Origin of the sequence: Alteromonas sp. 38, from assembly GCF_902506055.1 — a bacterium.
GTDB lineage: Bacteria > Pseudomonadota > Gammaproteobacteria > Enterobacterales > Alteromonadaceae > Alteromonas > Alteromonas lipotrueae.
Window position 1 is genome coordinate 4,591,335 of the sequence record NZ_LR733300.1, and the last position, 16,774, is coordinate 4,608,108.

Here is a 16,774-nt window from a genome sequence, read left to right on the forward strand (position 1 = left end):
GTGTATTAATAAAAATTAAACTTTTGTTATAAATGAATGCGTCAGCTTGACGAGACAGTCTATTGAAACAATCCTCACGAATGGAATCAGTACCCTTAATGGTATTTACGTCAAGATGACAAGTTTGCCATTAAAGCATAAAGTAAACCTTCTTCTAACTATGCTTAACCAGAGTATTGAATTCCATCATGTTGCATTACCTCGACTATACCCCCGAGTTAGCCCCCCATTTCGACCGCATAAATAGAGAGTGGATAACCAAAATGTTTCATTTAGAGAGCATTGATGAGGCTGTTATTGGCTACCCACAGCGCAATATTATCGATAAGGGTGGATACATTTGGTTTGCTGAACACCCGGACTTTGGCATTGTAGGTACATGCGCATTAATGAAAAAAGGAGAAGGGGTATTCGAACTTACTAAGATGGGTGTGGTCAGTGAAGCAAGAGGATTAAAAGTAGGGGAAGGCTTGTTACAACATGTGTTGAATAACGCCCCTACCATTGCTTTTAATACATTATTTCTTTTGACGAATAAGAAGTGCGAGGCCGCCATTCATCTTTATGAGAAAAATGGCTTTGTTCATTGTGAAGAAATCATGCAAAAGTTCGGCTGTGCCTATGAACGCTGCGACGTAGCGATGCATTACAAAGGTGCAGTTACCAACTGATGTATGAGTAAAAACACGCTCAATCGATTTGCTATGGCAACAATTTATACTAATGACTCTTTCAAACAGCCCCATGGCCTCTGCAAGACATTGCACGAGATGTGGTACACTTCCCCCGTTTTAATTTCATAGGATTACAGAATTCATGTCGTGGATGCGAAAAGCCCTTTTGTCGCTATTTCATTATCCTGTTAAGTTGCTGGTTAAAGCCCACAGCATTCCCGTAAACGTAGAAACTGAGCTTGGCATTGATAAATCGAAGCCCATCGTTTACTTGCTTCCAGCAAACTCGGTAACCGATCAATTAGCGCTTAGAATGTCAACAGAAGCACTAGGCCTACCGAGCCCAACAGATACGCTTACGTTAGCGGGCAGAGAATACCCTTCTACGTTATTTTTGCGTAAAACCCAGCCGATCTTTCGTTCACAAGCAGACGATACGGGAATTGAAGATGTATTTACTGACTTATTTCATCTGCATAGAGATCATCACCAGTTAGATCTCCAAGTGGTTCCGGTGTTTGTCACCTGGGGCCGAGCGCCTGGCAGAGGCACACCAGGATTAGCCGACCTTATTGCCGACAATGCAGCGCCAAGTTGGCTAAGAAAACTCTTTATCGTGATATTTTTAGGCCGCGACAATTTTATCAATTACTCAAAAGCCGTATCAGCTCGCGCCATGTCAAATCAACATGGCAGTGATAAAAGCATTGCACACAAGCTAGTACGTGTAGCAAGCACTCACTTTCAGCGTAAACGCCAAAGTATGACCGGCCCTACATTGTTAGAGCGCCAAGAGTTGAACAACAGTGTACTAGGCTCTGATGCCGTGCGCCGTGCTATGGCTGAAGAATCACGCAGTAAAAAAATCACTCATGAAGCGTCTAAAGATAGAGCGCAATCTTACGTTACCGAAATAGCCGCCGATTACCGCGAAGGACTTATACGTTTTGGCGACCGACTGCTTACTCGCATTTGGAACAAAATTTACAATGGTATTAGTGTTGGACACTCTGAACGTATTCGAGAATTAGCCGCAAACGGCCATGAGATTGTTTACGTGCCTTGTCACCGCAGCCACATGGATTACCTTTTGCTGACCTACGTGATTTATCATGAAGGCATGGTAACCCCTCACATTGCTGCTGGTATTAACCTAAACTTCTGGCCGGTTGGGAAAATTTTCCGCCGTGGTGGTGCCTTTTTCTTACGCCGTAGCTTCGCCGGTAATAAGTTGTACACCGCTGTATTCCGTGAATACTTAGAGTTACTTTTCAATAAGGGCTATTCAGTTAAGTATTACCCTGAAGGTGGCAGAAGTCGCACTGGCCGTCTTATTCCGCCCAAAACAGGCATGCTAGCCATGACCATTCAGGCCATGCTGAAAGGCGTAAACAGGCCAGTTAGCTTGGTGCCAGTCTATATTGGCTACGAAAACGTGATGGAAGTGAAAAGCTACCTGAACGAGCTTAAAGGTACTAAGAAGCAAAAAGAATCGAACTGGCAAGTATTCTCGGCTATTCGCAAGCTTAAAAACTACGGTCATGGTTATGTAAACTTTGGTGAGCCTATTCAGCTGAATCAATTTTTGGAAACCCATGTGCCAAACTGGCGTGACTGCCGCGATGCCGAGCCAGAGAAAAAGCCTGCATGGCTAACGCCAGCGGTAAACGAGTTGGCCAACAATGTAATGACCCGGATTAATCGCGCAGCAGCGGTTAATGGCATGGCGCTAACGTCGCTGTGTTTGCTGTCATCGAAAACACAAACCATGAGTGAGTCTGAGCTTAAACAAGCGATGGGCGACTTTATCAGTTTGTTCAAAAATGTGCCTTTCAGTGCCGATGCCACTATACCCGATGCTAGCGGGAAGGAATTGTTTGACGATACCTTGAAGCTTGGTAAGTTTGTGATTGAGGAAGATGACTACGGTCGATTAATCAGCCCAAAACCTAAGTCGGCAGTTTATCTCACCTATTATCGCAACAATATTTTGCACTTATTTGCGTTGCCTGGCTTAATTATGGCCTGTGTATTTGCGCACAAAGGCACAAGTAAAGCGACAGTATTCCAGTTAATTGCTGCGTTATACCCGCTGCTACAGCGCGAGTTATTTTTGCACTTGTCTCAAGACGAAGCCCTTGCTCACACCGATGCGCTTATTGATGAATTGGTCGACCAAGGCCTTCTGCGTATAAAGGGCGGTGACTTACTTCCACCTGATGCTCAGCAAAAGCAGTTTCATTCAGCATGGCTATTGAGCCGCTGTATGCAAGAAACCTTGCAGCGTTATGCGGTAGTACTGACTATTTTAGACAAGGAAAAAGTTATTAGTCGTGGTGCGCTCGAACGTACCAGTCGCCAAGTGGCCGAACGCTTGTCTACCCTTTATGGGCTAAGCTCACCTGAGTTTTACGATAAGAACGTACTGTCTAGCTTTATTAGTGCGTTAAAAGATAACCATTGGTTAGACTCTACAGAAGATGGAAGCCTGAAATACTCTGAAGAGTGTGAAGCGCTTCGCGAAGACGTGATGGCGTTAGTTTGGCCAGAAATGACCCAGCATCTTGAGAATGTGGTATTGCATAACTAGTTTACTTCGTCGATTGGGATGCAGCTAGCTGCTACTCGATAATAGGCTGCACACTGAAGAGACTGTTATCGATAACGTGAAAAAGCCGAAACGTTAAATCGTTTCGGCTTTTTTATTGATTTGGAATACGCTTTACCTCGCCCCAAGGTAAACCATGCTTAACGTGAAGCGAAGTAAAGCGAAAACGGTTTGCTCTTTACTTAGATGATTGTGACAAGAAGAACTTATAAGCAGGGTCTTGTGTGACTTCATCTACTTTGTAGCCAAGTTCAATAACATGCTCATTGAAGGCCTCTCGGCTTTCAGGGGCAATATCGAACCCAACCAACACTAACCCTTCTGCTGCACCGTGGTTACGATAATGGAACAAGGTAATGTTCCACGATTCACCTAAGGTGTTTAAGAAGGTTAGCAGTGCGCCAGGGCGCTCTGGAAATTCAAAGCTGAACACTTGCTCGTTTAGAATGGCCGGTGGTCTTCCACCCACCATATGACGAACGTGTAGTTTGGCTAATTCGTTATTGGATAAGTTAAAGCACTGGTAGCCTTTATCTTCTAAGTCGCTTTGCAGGCTTAAGAACTCTTGCTGGCCGCCTTTTAATTTAACCCCAACAAAAATATGGGCTTCGTCATCATTCGCGTAACGATAGTTAAATTCGGTAATGGCCTTTGCGCCAACACATTCACAAAACTGCTTAAATGCCCCTTTGCGCTCGGGTATTTTCACCGCGAATACAGCTTCTTTTTGCTCGCCAAGTTCACAGCGCTCAGACACATAACGCAAGGTATGGAAGTTAATATTAGCGCCGCATAAAATGCCGCCTAGCTTTTTACCGGTAAGGTCGTGTTGCTTCGCATACTTTCGAATAGCCGCCACAGATATCGCACCAGCTGGCTCTGCAATAACCCGCGTATCATCAAAAATATCTTTAATGGCACCGCATATTTCATCGTTACTTACCGTCATGGTTTCATCAATTAAGCGATTACACAGCCTAAAGGTTTCTTGCCCCATCACTTTAACGGCAACGCCATCGGCAAAAATACCTACGTTTTCAAGCGCGGTGGGCGAGCCTTCTTTTTGCGCTAGGGCAAAACAAGCAGACTCTTCCGATTCAACGGCAACAATTTTAATCTCAGGCTTTAATTGCTTTAAGTAAACCGCAATACCGGCCGCTAAACCGCCACCGCCTACCGCAACAAATAAAATATCTAGGTTAGGGTTTTGCTCTAGCAATTCCCGTGCAACCGTTCCTTGACCCGCAATAACATCAGGGTCATCGAACGGCGGCACAAAGGTGTAACCATGTTCTGCACAAAGCGCTTTCGCGTGACCACTGGCTTGGTCGAAACTAGTGCCATGAAGTACAACGTTTACATGGTCGCCGCCAAAACGACGCACCGCATCCACTTTGATGTCTGGGGTAGTTTCAGGCATCACAATGGTTGCCTGAATGCCCTTGCGCCTAGCGCTGTACGCCAAACCTTGTGCATGATTACCCGCTGAAGCACCGATAACACCTGCATTAAGTTGTGCTTCGCTTAACGAGCAAATACGGTTGTAAGCGCCACGCAACTTAAATGACTTTACCGGTTGCTGATCTTCACGCTTTAAAAATATTTCATTGCCTAACTCGGCAGACAACAACGACATGTAAGAAAGCTCACTGCTTACGGCTACGTCGTAAACAGGGGCTAATAGAATTTTCTTTAAATAGTCGTGATCGCTAACGGTCATAGATTTTCCAGTTTCGATACATCACGTACTGCGCCTTTATCCGCACTGGTGGCCAATGCCGCAAAGGTTTTCAATGATGTTGATACTTCACGAACGCGATCTTTCGGGCGCCAAGGCTTATCGCTGGCTTCCATTTTCGCGCGGCGCTCTGCGAGTTCTTCATCGCTAATAGCGATGTTGATACTGCGATTTGGAATATCAATTTCAATCTTATCGCCGTGCTCAACTAAACCAATACCACCGCCACTGGCAGCTTCTGGCGAGCAGTGACCAATCGATAGGCCACTTGTACCACCCGAGAAACGGCCATCAGTAACGAGCGCACACGATTTACCTAAGCCTTTCGACTTCAAGTATGAAGTGGGGTATAGCATTTCTTGCATACCCGGTCCGCCGCGTGGGCCTTCGTAACGAATAAAGACCACATCGCCAGCTTTCACATCGTCAGCCAGAATACCGGCAACGGCATCATCTTGGCTTTCGTAAATGCGTGCAGTACCAGTGAACTTCAAGATAGAATCATCAACACCAGCGGTTTTAACAATACAGCCATCTTCCGCCACATTACCGTATAACACGGCTAGGCCACCTTCTTGGCTAAAGGCATTTTCAACTGAGCGAATACAGCCGTTTTCACGGTCGCTATCTGCTTCATCCCATCGACAGCTTTGGCTGAATGCTTGGGTAGTACGAATACCGGCAGGGCCTGCACGGAAAAATTTAATCGCATCGGTGTTTTCTGGATTGGTGATATCCCAGTCTGCAATCACTTCTGTCAGTGACTTACCTAACACATGGTTTGCATCACCATGCAGTAAGCCACCTTTGTTTAATTCATTCAAAATACCTAATACGCCACCTGCACGGTGCACGTCTTCCATATGGTATTTCGGGGTAGACGGTGCCACTTTACAAAGGTGCGGAACCTTACGTGACAGTCTATCGATGTCGTTCATAGTGAAAGGTATTTCACCTTCCATTGCTGCCGCTAACAAGTGCAAAATAGTGTTAGTAGAGCCGCCCATGGCAATGTCTAAGCTCATGGCGTTTTCAAAGGCATTAAAGTTAGCAATGTTACGTGGCAACACACTTTCATCATCGTCGCCATAATAACGTTTACACAGCTCTACTATTTGCGAACCAGCTTTCTTAAACAAACCTTCACGGTCAGCGTGGGTCGCTAGCATTGAACCATTACCCGGAAGCGATAAACCGAGTGCTTCGGTTAAGCAGTTCATAGAATTTGCGGTAAACATGCCTGAACATGATCCACAAGTTGGGCATGCAGAGCGTTCAATTTCGTCAGTATCAGAGTCACTCACTTTATCGTCGGCAGCGGCTACCATGGCATCCACTAAGTCGAGTTTGATGATTTGATCAGAAAGCTTGGTTTTACCCGCTTCCATCGGACCGCCTGATACAAACACAACAGGTACGTTCAAGCGCAATGACGCCATTAACATTCCTGGGGTAATTTTGTCGCAGTTTGAAATACATACAATGGCGTCGGCGCAGTGCGCGTTCACCATGTATTCTACTGCATCAGCAATAATTTCACGGGAAGGTAAGCTATAAAGCATGCCGCTGTGACCCATAGCAATACCATCATCTACCGCGATAGTATTAAATTCCTTTGCTACACCACCGGCGGCTTCAACACTTCGTGCCACTAATTGACCCATGTCTTTTAGATGCACATGCCCCGGCACAAACTGCGTGAATGAGTTAGCAATAGCAATAATAGGTTTACCGAAATCAGAATCCTTCATTCCCGTTGCACGCCATAAAGCGCGTGCGCCGGCCATATTTCTACCTTGCGTAGTCGTTGCAGAACGTAACTTGGGCATAAAATCCTTCCCGTTTAATAAATAGCTAAATTAATTACTTGTAAACCGGTGTTAACCAGTTCCATTTGTCTTCAGTAGTACCGTTGAAAAGACCGAAGAACATATCTTGCACTTCTTTGGTGATTGGGCCACGGCCGCCCGCACCTACTTCAATACCATCTACACTGCGTACTGGCGTCACTTCTGCCGCTGTACCACACATGAATACTTCATCAGCTAGATACATAGCTTCACGAGGAATGTTTTCTTCGCGAACTTCGTAGCCTTTGTCTCTAAGTAGCGTGATACATGTATCACGAGTGATACCTGGAAGAATGGCTGCAGTTTTAGGCGTGGTAATTACAATGCCGTCGCGAATAACAAAAATGTTTTCGCCCGCACCTTCACTGATGTAACCGTTAGTATCAAGGGCAATACCTTCACCATAGCCATGACGACGGGCTTCCATCGAAATCAGCTGTGAAGATAAGTAGTTACCACCGGCTTTTGCACCAGTAGGCATAGTGTTAGCTGCTAAGCGGTTCCAAGAAGAAATACCCGCATCTACACCATTTTTAAGGGCTTCTTCACCTAGGTAAGCGCCCCACTCAAATGCAGCAATGGCAACCTCAGCTTCCGTACCGAACGGCACTTGAAGTCCCATACCAATATCACCGTAAAACGCGATAGGGCGAATGTACGCTGATTTCAATTTGTTCTCACGAATGATATCAAGGGTAGCTTGATTAATTTGATCTAGCGTGTATGGAATGGTCATACGATAGATTTTCGCTGAATCGAACAAGCGACGGTTGTGATCGTTTAAACGAAAAACACAAGTGCCTTGATCCGGCGTGTTATATGCACGTACACCTTCAAATACAGACGAACCATAATGAATAGCATGCGTCATTACGTGAACAGTAGCGTCTTTCCAATGTTTCAGTTCGCCATTAAACCAAATATGTTCGGCAGGTTGCTTAGCCATGAGTAATCCTTCAAAAATTGAGCGTAAAGCCCGAACCGCGTTTTGCGGAAATATTAATACCGAGACGAATGATACATGACAGTGCGCGAGCGCCCAATACGCTTGATGCAATACGCGACGCGCGGACACATAAATTTACGCATCTGTGCTTTATCACTGACATTGAAACACTGTCGTTTGTCGTGTAAACAAAGGACATCAGATAAAAACAATGGACTTATGCCATTGAATTTACAGATTTAATTGACGAGCAACACCCAGTTCCTTGGATGAATACTAAAATGAATGGTTGTACGATAGGGCTATGGCTTTTACCCCAATTAAACGTGAATTGGCCGTTACACGTTTATTGTGCGCAAAGAAATAGCATGAAACCGCAGCCGAAATCAAGTATTTTGCGGTTCAAACGCGGTTTTCGTCAGATAAAAAAGGTATCGCAATACAATGGTAGACTGGTTTCACTGGTTAAATTTAGCAGGGGTAGCGGTGTGTGCTATTTCTGGCACCCTGATGGCGTACCAAAAAAGGATGGACGGGTTTGGCGTTATTGTATTGGCTAGCGCTACAGCTATAGGGGGTGGAACACTGCGCGACATGATGCTAGATGTTCCCGTATTTTGGATTGCCGATAACGATTACCTGTACACCACGCTGATTGCTGCCTTCATCCCTATTATTTGGTTACGATTAAGCCCACGCTTTCCTTATCATTATTTGCTTATTGCTGATGCGTTTGGGTTAGCGCTATTTAATGTAGTGGGTATTGAAAAGGCCTTAGCCAATGACACAGGCATTGCCGTCGCCATTGCCATGGGCACCATTACAGGGGTATTTGGTGGTTTGTTACGTGATGTTATATGTAGAGAAATACCATTAGTCTTAGGCGGGGAACTCTACGCAACGACCTGTATTGTTGGGGGAATGGCCTACGGTCTCGCCATGTATCTGGGCTTTGAGGCCCAGTGGTGCGGTGCAGTTGCCCTTGCAACCACAGTATTAATGCGGCTAGGCGCTTTGCGCTGGCACTGGGAAATGCCGGTCTTCTATAACGAAAATTAGTCCTTCTTCTTGCCCTAAGTACAGTTTCAGCTTTTATCATGCTCACTTAAAGTACGCCTCTTAGGGGACTTCCTTCAAGAGCGACAAAGTATGAGCATGGCAGTAGTTAAAACCTTTGCGGGGCAGGGCGTGGCAGCCCCCGAGGTATCAGTAGAAATTCACTTGGCCAATGGTTTACCCGCGTTCCAGTTGGTAGGTATGGCAGAAACCAGTGTAAAAGAAGCCCGAGAGCGGGTGCGCAGTGCGCTCATAAACAGCGGTTTCGATTTTCCCGCTAAACGTATAACCGTAAATTTAGCCCCCGCTGATATTCCTAAGTATGGTGGGCGTTTCGACTTACCCATTGCAGTAGGTATTTTGGTGGCATCAGGGTATCTCCCTGACACTAGCGTACTCAACATCGCCTTTGTGGGCGAACTCGGGTTAAACGGTGAAATTAAGCCAGTAAGTGGCCTTGTTCCTGTTTTAATTGCAGCAGCCGACGATGACACACCCCTTGTTTTTCCGGGGGTTAACGATGTAGAAGCCTCGTTAGTATCCTACGCCACTCGTTACCCAGCGTTTGATCTTTTATCGGTTTACGAACACCTAGCGAATAATAAAAAACTCAATAAAGGCCAGCCTTTTAGCTCGTGTTCTTCCTCTACTAGTAGTATGGGTTGGGATGATATTATTGGCCAAACACAAGCCAAACGTGCTTTAACTATTGCGGCAGCGGGTAGCCATAATCTTCTTATGGTTGGCCCTCAAGGCACGGGTAAAAGTCTGCTAGCCAGTAGGTTACTTGCCCTATTACCCCCCATGACTGAACAAGAAGCCTTAGAAGTAGCCTCCATTCATTCGGTAAAAGGGGAAAATTTAAATGTAGAGCGTTTTTTAAAGCGCCACATGCGCAGCCCACACCACACAAGCTCTGCTGTAGCGCTTACCGGCGGTGGCTCGCAGCCTGTACCTGGCGAAATATCCTTAGCCCATAATGGGGTATTATTTTTAGATGAATTACCGGAATTTGGCCGCCGCGCATTAGATGTACTTCGAGAGCCATTAGAAACCGGTGATGTACATATATCGCGGGCGATGGCGAGCGCCACCTATCCCGCCAATTTTCAATTGATTGCGGCTATGAACCCTAGCCCTACTGGCGATATTGACGACAACCGCTTAACACCACAACAGCAGTTGAGTTATTTAAATAGGCTGTCTGGCCCCTTATTAGACAGAATAGACATACAAGTAGAGGTACCCAGGCTTGCCAGTTACGATTTATCGCCACCGGTAAATTCTGAGTCTGACTCCATGTTAGATGCCAGAGACAGGGTATTACGTGCAAGAGAAGTGCAACTTCTTCGCCAAGGAAAGCCCAATGCACAGCTTGCCGCCGGGGAGCTTGCTGATTTATGTCAGCTAACCGATAGCGACTTACGCTTTTTACAAGCAGCCGCTAAGCAATTAAATTTGTCGATGCGGGTATTCCACCGCACCCTTAAGGTAGCGAGGACACTGGCAGACTTGTCAGGACAGCCTACGGTGACTCGCGCCCATTTAGCCGAAGCGCTAGGTTACCGCGCATTGGACACCTTAATTAAGCAGCTCAGTAGTCAGTAGCCTATTAGGTGATATTTAACAGCAAGTAGCATGAAAGCTTAATGCATAGCCTTTAACGTCCAAGCTTATTTGTAGTTCAAATATCTAAACACCTCACCATTGAATAGATCAGGGCGTCATTTCCAATTGTAAAAACGCGTTAATAAGCGGCTCGTTTTGCTTATCTTGCAAGCAGCATAGCCCTAGCCCATAGGGCTCAATGTCATCTACCGGAATTTGGGTTACCAAGCTAGCCATACTGGAATGATCAAGCACCACTTTAGGCACAAAACCCACACCGCATTCTAGAGCCACCATGCTGACAATGGCTTCATTCCCCCCTACCGAAGCATACACATTTGGCCTAATACCATGCTCTGCAAACCAGTGGTAAGCAATGCGTCTTGTTGGCCCATGCTCTGGCATGATCACGTGATGTTTAGTCCAATCAACCTGAGTCAACTGGGTTAACCGCCAGTCTCGCGGCGCAATTAGCACCAAAGGCACGTTATCTAAAGGGGAGAAATGTAAGTCAGTAGGTAAGTCAGGCGTATAAATAGCTATCGATAAGTCACATTCTTTCTGCTTTACCTTATCTATCGCTAGTGCAGGGTCGCCGGTAATTAAGCGAATATCGACTCCAGGATGCTGTGCCCTAAACTGACGCAATATAGCAGGCAAATGACTTTGACTGGCCGTTACAGAACAAAACAAACTTATCTCACCTTGCAACGAATTACTGTCTTCTCGCAAGTCTACCTTCAACTGTTGCCAGTCTTTTAAAGACTGGGTAGAGAATGAAAGCAGTTTATGACCACTATGAGTAAGCGCCACTTTACGGTTGTCGCGTTTAAACAAGGTACAACCCAATTCATCCTCTAGCCTTTGTATAACGCGGCTTAGCGTAGAAGGCGACACATACATGGCTTGCGCGGTATCGCCAAAATGTAGGCTGGTGGCAAGATGCGTAAACAATTGAAGGCTACGAAAATCCATAGTGTTTCACTTATTGCAATATTATCTTGCAAATATATCATTTTCCAAAACAAAAGAAATCCCTTAATCTCCGTAACAAGTCGTCATAGACGAGGTCGTCAACGCCACGGTTGGTTGTTGATAATGACGAAAATGAATGTTGTTCGGAATTTTTATGGCTAATTATTTCAATACCCTATCGCTACGCCAGCAGCTAGATCAGCTTGGCCGCTGCCGCTTCATGGCACGCGAAGAATTCGCTGACGGTTGTCAGTTCTTAAAAGGCAAGAAGATTGTCATTGTAGGCTGCGGTGCTCAAGGTCTTAACCAAGGCTTGAACATGCGTGACTCTGGGTTAGATGTTTCTTATGCGCTGCGTCAAGCAGCTATTGAAGAGCAACGTGACTCTTACAAACGTGCTACTAGCAATGGTTTCACTGTTGGCACTTATCAGGAACTAATTCCTAGTGCTGACTTGGTGTACAACCTAACACCTGATAAGCAGCATGCAAGCGTTGTAGAAGCGGTAATGCCGTTAATGCAAAAAGGCGCAACACTTGGATACTCACACGGCTTCAACATTGTTGAAGAAGGCCAACAAATCCGTAGCGATATTACGGTGGTTATGTGTGCACCTAAGTGCCCAGGTACAGAAGTACGTGAAGAATATAAACGTGGTTTCGGTGTACCAACTCTGATTGCCGTTCACCCTGAGAACGACCCTGAAAACAAGGGTTGGGATACTGCTAAAGCGTTAGCAAGTGCAACAGGTGGCGATCGTGCAGGTGTGCTTGAGTCTTCGTTTGTGGCAGAAGTTAAATCTGACCTTATGGGCGAGCAAACCATTCTATGTGGTATGCAACAAGTTGCTGCAGTACTTGCCTTTGAGAAAATGACCGCTGACGGTATTGACGCAGCGTATGCTGGTGCACTTATTCAGTTCGGCCTAGAAGCTGTCACTGAAGCACTTAAAATTGGTGGCGTAACCAACATGATGGACCGCCTATCAAACCCAGCTAAAGTGAAAGCGTACGATTTGTCAGAACAACTTACTGACTTGCTTCGCCCACTATTTGAAAAGCATCAAGACGACATCATTAGCGGTGAGTTCTCTCGCACTATGATGGAAGATTGGGCAAACGGCGATGCTAACCTACTTAGATGGCGCGAAGAAACCGGTGAAACTGGTTTTGAAAACGCACCTGTCTACGAAGGTGAAATCAGCGAGCAAGAATTCTTTGACCACGGCATCCTTTTAGTTGCCATGATCAAGTGCGGTGTAGAAGTAGCCTTCGACGTAATGGTTGAAGCGGGTATCTTACCTGAGTCTGCATACTACGAATCACTGCATGAAACACCACTTATCTCTAATACCATTGCGCGTAAGCGTTTGTATGAAATGAACGTGGTAATTTCAGACACAGCAGAATATGGAAACTACTTGTTTGCGAATGCAGCAATTCCAATTTTGCGTGAGAAATTTATGCCTACTATCGATACTTCAGTTATTGGTAAGGGATTGTCAGAAACCTCTAATCAGGTTGAAAACAAGCGCCTTGTTGATATTAACGAAGCTATTCGCACTCACGGTGTTGAGCAAGTAGGTAAGACCCTGCGTGGCTACATGACTGACATGAAAGCCATCATCGGTTAGGACAGTTTCTGTCGTTAGGTGCTTTATATAAGCCCTCTTGCCCGACCAATTTGGTCGGGCTTTTTTATGCCTGCTTGTTTTTACTTATTCCCCGCACTCACGAACCCGCTCTGCATATCTCACCGCAAAGTAAGCCAACACAAAGAAGACAAAAAAGCCGACGCCTATAGGGTACAAATTGCCGTCTAAAAAGCTATCGACGAACAGCGCAATAGGCACAGAAAATAGGCTTGAAAGAGAGCCGATAATAGCGGCACCAAGCCCTGCCATATCGCCTAATGGCTGCATGGCAAGCGCATTTAAGTTACCAAATAAAATACCCACAAAAAAGAAACCGACGAACATGGTAACAACGGTAAGCACGAGCGGTGGCAACCCATCATAAGCGAGCAGCAACGCAAGATAGACAACGGCAAACCCGTTAACGCCTTTAAGCGCAAAACGACACAAGCGGCGCATGCCGAATTTCATTACCATGGTGCCGTTGAAATAAGATGCTAAACCAATCGAGAATGCCAGTACTGCGAATATGTAAGGAAACATATCACCTACACCGTAATACACCTGAAAAATGGTTTGTGAGGCACTTAAATATGCCAAAAACGAACCAAAAATACCCGCCATCGCGAAGGTGTAACCCATTACCGTTGCGTGGGTAAGAATAAATTTTGATGACAAATAAAACTGCTTAAATGAAAACGGCCTGCGTTTATGCCGTGGCAAAGTCTCGCCTTGCCGGCTGAAAAACCATGTACCCGCTAATGTTGCCACAATCAAAAATAGGGTGAATATATGAAACCACCCCAAAAAGGCCATTACTGCTTGGCCCACCATGGGCGCTATCATAGGCACGAGGATAAACACCATCATAATAAATGACATCACCCGCGCCATAGCGTCGCCCACGTACAAATCGCGAATAATCGCCATAGCGGCAATACGCGGCCCTGAAACACCAAAGGCTTGTATCACACGGCCCACCAGCATGGTCTCTAAATTAGTGGCCGACATGCACACAAAAGTGCCAATCGCAAAAATAAACAGCCCGATCAAAATGGTAAGCCTTCTACCACGACTATCTGCAAATGGACCGAAGAACATCTGCCCAAAGGCCATTCCTATAAAGAAAACAGTCACAATAAGATGAGTATGGTGCGGCTCGTCTACGTTTAACGTTTCGCCTATTTGCAGTAGTGCAGGCAGCATAGCGTCAATGCTTAACGCCACCAGCGATGTCATGGTAGCCATCAGTGCTACAAATTCAATTAACCCTAAAGGGGGCTTTCCTTGAGGCTGGCCAGCATTAGGCGCGGTCTCGCTTGAATGGGACATAATTTCTCTATTTAACGAAGAAGGGGGTATAAGTTGTGTTGCTCAGTGTGATGATTGCCACGTTAGTGCATCATAATTGCACGCTAATCGGCAGAATTGTAACGTAAAGATGAACAAAAAGCCGCCAGTTTCACACGATTTGGTCGTGGAACTTGGCGGCTCTGGCTTTTTTAAGCGTACAGTGTGAAAAAAGGTTTATTCTGTTTTCAAATACTTATCTAAGAATGCATCCATTTCAGCAAAGAAGCGATGACGATTACCCTGTATAGACAAGTAATGGTCGCCCGATTCTAGCTCGACATATTTAAATGTTTTATCTAAATCTTCTAGTTCGTCAGCCATGTAACGGCTTTGCAATGGTCTAACGATGCGATCTTCTTCGCCATGTACCAGTAAAATAGGCGTTTTTATCCCTTCTGCGTTGTAATAAGGTGACCGCGATTCCAAGTCGTCAAAGTCGTCACCAATTTGTTCTTTCACCAAATCTGAATTTACAAAGCGTCTGGCGTGAATAACGATATGCTTTAGCGAACTAACACCAGCAAAGCTGACTGCACATTGAAACAATTCAGGCGTTTTCACCGCCGCCATTAGCGCTGCATAGCCACCATAGCTCGCGCCAACAATACACATATTGTCTTTAGTGGCATAGCCTTGCTCAACCATCCAGTTTGCTGCATCTGTAATGTCATCTTGCATCGACAACCCCCAGCTTTTCATCTGGCTTTGTGCAAAGTCAAACCCATAACCTTCCGACCCTCTAAAGTTAGGGCGAAGCACCGCGTACCCCTTGTTAGTAAAGTACGATGTCCAGTAATCGAAACCGCTAAAGTCTCGCGCACCTGGGCCACCGTGAGGGTGAATAATCGTTGGAAACGGCCCTTCACCTTTAGGCAAGGTTAAGTAAGCTTCAATTTCCATATCGTCACGGGCAGTGTAAGTAATCAGGTTATGCTCGGTCAGCATGCCTTCTTCAATTTTAGAGTACTGCTGAAACAAGAAATCTAGTGACCCTTTATCTCGATCACCTATGAAATAGGCGCCTGGCATAGTGTCTGACTCAGAATAAACAATATATTTTTTCTCATCACGGCTAAAGCTAACGAGTGTATTGGAATAGTCGACCAGCGCTTCGTCTAAGCCGTTTTGCAGGGCAACATAGCGCTCGTCCCAGTAATGTCTACCATAGTGACGAATACCAATAGCATCGTTGGTAACAGGGGAGTAGATTAAACTGCCATCAACGTCGTAGCCTTCATCAGAGAAAATTTCTGTATGCTCATTGGTCTCAAGGTTTAGCGTAAATAAGGCTTTGTAGTCACCCTTGTAGCCGCGATAGTAAAGAATGTTGGGGTCGAGACCGAACCCGAGAGGCATTTCACCTTTTTCACTCATGGCATTGTAACTGAACAGGGTGCGCCAACTATCATCTTCTTTAAGCAAAACGTGGCGCTCACCGCTGTCATAATCTAACGTGGTACCCACACGAACATTATGCTGTCTATCAACTATCCAGTCTCTGATACTGCGCTTCCCACGCTCCAACCTAGAGGTGCTGCCAGTATAAACATTAACTTTATATACAGAGGGAAGAGCGAACACTTCTACATCGATGGCCATTAAGATGTGTTCCGGATCATCAGGTAGCCAATCAATCACATTGTCTTGAAATTGGGGGACACGATTAGGGTCTGCCGCTCTTCGTTTCAGTCTTCGCCAATCTAAAAGGTGTTTAGGTTTTTCGCCTTGCGCATCGAAGTTCATAGCGAGTAGACGAGTATCATAAACCCGCGTATTACCGCGACGACTTTCATAACGAGCACTAATAACTATTCGCTCATCGTTAACCCACCGGTACCAATTGATCTTAACTTTTTCATTATCAGAATGAATAAGGTAATGAAACTTGCCGGTAGACAGGTCGACAGTGGCTAAAACCGATAATTCATCAGGTTCGTTAACGTTCTTCACAAACGCAATTTTATCACCTTTAGGCGACAATGCAGGCCTTCGATAAGCCGGTAAAGCACTAAATACGGTGTAAGGCAGGGGAGCTGAAACACTTTCTACTGGCTTGGCCGTATTTTCGTCACTAAGCGAGGAAAAGCTTATTAAGCTGAATGAAAATAGAACCACTAAAGAGGTAACTGAGTGAATACACGAGAACAAACGACAGCGCATATATTTTCCTTTGCTTATTAATAACCCGTATTGAACTATTCATCCTGTGATTAGCTCGAAGTTTCTACCACTATACAACATTTTATAATTTAAAAAGAAAGTTCAATTGTAATAATTGGTTACATTCAGACAAAACACTACACTAAAAAGTGCTTAACATTAACCTGTACTTT

The 16,774-nt window shown here is 45.3% G+C and carries 11 protein-coding genes; 5 read left to right on the forward strand and 6 right to left on the reverse strand.

Annotated elements, in window-relative coordinates:
• The first annotated feature begins 188 nt into the window (after positions 1-188).
• Together FLAVO9R_RS19840 and plsB are read left to right on the forward strand one after the other, a co-directional pair.
• Entirely contained in the window at positions 189-671 is a 483-nt protein-coding gene (locus tag FLAVO9R_RS19840) for a GNAT family N-acetyltransferase (protein ID WP_232370709.1), read from the forward strand.
• A gap of 145 nt (positions 672-816) precedes the next feature.
• Entirely contained in the window at positions 817-3,264 is a 2,448-nt protein-coding gene (plsB, locus tag FLAVO9R_RS19845) for a glycerol-3-phosphate 1-O-acyltransferase PlsB (RefSeq protein WP_159534151.1), read from the forward strand.
• 196 nt (positions 3,265-3,460) lie between these two features.
• Here the strand turns inward: plsB and ilvA are convergent, their stop codons facing one another.
• Genes ilvA through FLAVO9R_RS19860 form a run of 3 tightly spaced genes read right to left on the reverse strand, consistent with a single transcriptional unit; the run spans position 3,461 to position 7,816 of the window.
• Entirely contained in the window at positions 3,461-5,002 is a 1,542-nt protein-coding gene (gene ilvA, locus FLAVO9R_RS19850; RefSeq protein ID WP_159534153.1) for a threonine ammonia-lyase, biosynthetic, read from the reverse strand.
• Entirely contained in the window at positions 4,999-6,849 is a 1,851-nt protein-coding gene (gene ilvD / locus FLAVO9R_RS19855; RefSeq protein ID WP_159534155.1) for a dihydroxy-acid dehydratase, read from the reverse strand. The genes ilvA and ilvD overlap by 4 nt, the downstream gene beginning before the upstream one ends.
• A gap of 34 nt (positions 6,850-6,883) precedes the next feature.
• The gene (locus FLAVO9R_RS19860) at positions 6,884-7,816 is read right to left on the reverse strand and encodes a branched-chain amino acid transaminase (RefSeq protein ID WP_159534157.1); all 933 of its coding nucleotides are present in this window, start codon (positions 7,814-7,816) and stop codon (positions 6,884-6,886) included.
• 444 nt (positions 7,817-8,260) lie between these two features.
• Between FLAVO9R_RS19860 and FLAVO9R_RS19865 the strand changes: the two genes are divergently transcribed.
• Positions 8,261-8,875 carry a trimeric intracellular cation channel family protein gene (locus FLAVO9R_RS19865; RefSeq protein WP_159534159.1) on the forward strand — a complete coding sequence of 205 codons (615 nt, stop codon included), beginning with the start codon at positions 8,261-8,263 and terminating at the stop codon, positions 8,873-8,875.
• Positions 8,876-8,965: 90 nt separating this feature from the next.
• Positions 8,966-10,480 carry a YifB family Mg chelatase-like AAA ATPase gene (locus FLAVO9R_RS19870; protein WP_159534161.1) on the forward strand — a complete coding sequence of 505 codons (1,515 nt, stop codon included), beginning with the start codon at positions 8,966-8,968 and terminating at the stop codon, positions 10,478-10,480.
• 108 nt (positions 10,481-10,588) lie between these two features.
• Here FLAVO9R_RS19870 and ilvY read toward each other — a convergent pair whose 3' ends face one another.
• Positions 10,589-11,455 (reverse strand): HTH-type transcriptional activator IlvY, encoded by an 867-nt coding sequence (gene ilvY, locus FLAVO9R_RS19875; protein WP_159534163.1) that lies wholly within the window; start codon positions 11,453-11,455, stop codon positions 10,589-10,591.
• Between the two features lie 154 nt (positions 11,456-11,609).
• On the opposite strand from ilvY, the gene ilvC reads away from it, so the two are divergent.
• Entirely contained in the window at positions 11,610-13,088 is a 1,479-nt protein-coding gene (ilvC, locus tag FLAVO9R_RS19880; RefSeq protein ID WP_013786748.1) for a ketol-acid reductoisomerase, read from the forward strand.
• Positions 13,089-13,172: 84 nt separating this feature from the next.
• Here the strand turns inward: ilvC and FLAVO9R_RS19885 are convergent, their stop codons facing one another.
• The gene (locus FLAVO9R_RS19885) at positions 13,173-14,420 is read right to left on the reverse strand and encodes a multidrug effflux MFS transporter (RefSeq protein ID WP_159534165.1); all 1,248 of its coding nucleotides are present in this window, start codon (positions 14,418-14,420) and stop codon (positions 13,173-13,175) included.
• Between the two features lie 195 nt (positions 14,421-14,615).
• Complete coding sequence (locus tag FLAVO9R_RS19890) at positions 14,616-16,601, reverse strand: alpha/beta hydrolase family protein (protein WP_159534167.1); 1,986 nt, start codon at positions 16,599-16,601, stop codon at positions 14,616-14,618.
• Positions 16,602-16,774: the final 173 nt, after the last annotated feature.